This window comes from Chromohalobacter sp. 48-RD10 (assembly GCF_029889785.1).
Classification (GTDB): Bacteria; Pseudomonadota; Gammaproteobacteria; order Pseudomonadales; family Halomonadaceae; genus Chromohalobacter.
This window is the reverse complement of the sequence record NZ_JARANX010000158.1, coordinates 1-1,100: the sequence shown is the minus strand read 5'-3', so window position 1 is coordinate 1,100 and position 1,100 is coordinate 1. Positions and strand designations below refer to the sequence as shown.

1 protein-coding gene is annotated in these 1,100 nt (G+C 58.7%); it reads left to right on the top strand.

Annotation, left to right across the window (positions count from 1 at the left end):
• Positions 1–52 precede the first annotated feature (52 nt).
• Entirely contained in the window at positions 53–1,072 is a 1,020-nt protein-coding gene (locus tag OP496_RS17915; RefSeq protein WP_040239779.1) for an IS30 family transposase, read from the top strand.
• Positions 1,073–1,100: the final 28 nt, after the last annotated feature.

The window sequence follows — 1,100 nt, the reverse complement described above, 5'->3', positions numbered from 1 at the left end:
GGCGGTCTCAATGACCAAGTGCAACACGTAACCCATCAGGTACCGTGTTGCCATGAACTACTGCTATCGCCACCTTACTGCTGAAGACCGAGCTGCCATCATGATGATGCGAGCGACTCACTCGATCCGAGCTATTGCCTGTCATCTGGGCCGTGCCCCGAGTACCGTATCGCGTGAAATCGCTCGCCATACGGTTGACTCCATCAAGGGCTACGATGCCAGCCTCGCAGGCTACCGGGCCCGCCTAACGCGTCATTGGCCACGTCAGCGCCCCAAGCTGCATCCCGACGGAGAGTTGTTCGAGGTCGTGATCCATCTGCTGCGCAAGTACTGGTCACCGCAACAGATAGCACGCACACTGAAGCGCATGTCTCCCAACGATTCACGTCGCCAAGTCTCTCACGAGGCCATCTATAACGCGCTCTATGTCATGCCCCGCGGTAGCCTCAAGAAGGAGCTTATCGCCTGCCTGCGGCAGGGCAACGGCAAGCGTCGGCCAAGAAACCGTGGTACAGATCGACGCCAGCAGATCCCCGATCTGGTCAGCATCCACGCACGACCGCCTGATATCGAAGACCGTCTGATGCCTGGCCACTGGGAAGGCGATCTCATCATCGGCGCCAACAACCGTTCTGCCGTCGGTACGCTGGTGGAGCGCACCACCCGACTGGTCATTCTCGCGAAAGTGGATGGGACCACCGCCACAGCCGCCGCCGTTGGCTTCAGCGACAAGCTCAATGAAGTACCACGTTCGCTGCGGCTGTCGATGACCTACGATCAGGGCAGAGAGATGGTAAAACATGCCGAGATCACCCAGAAGACCGGGACGGCGATCTACTTCGCTGACCCGCATAGCCCATGGCAGCGGGGCTCCAATGAGAATACCAATGGTCTGTTGCGGCAGTACCTGCCTAAAGGGACTGACCTATCCGTTTACAGCCAGGAAGAACTCGACAAGATCGCCGACTCACTGAACACGCGGCCGCGCAAAACCCTGGACTGGCGAACGCCACTGGAAGTCTACGCCGAGGTGCTCAAGAAATCGGTCGAAGGTCCGAGCATCCTTCAATAGCGTTGCACTTGGAACTTGAGACCGCCGT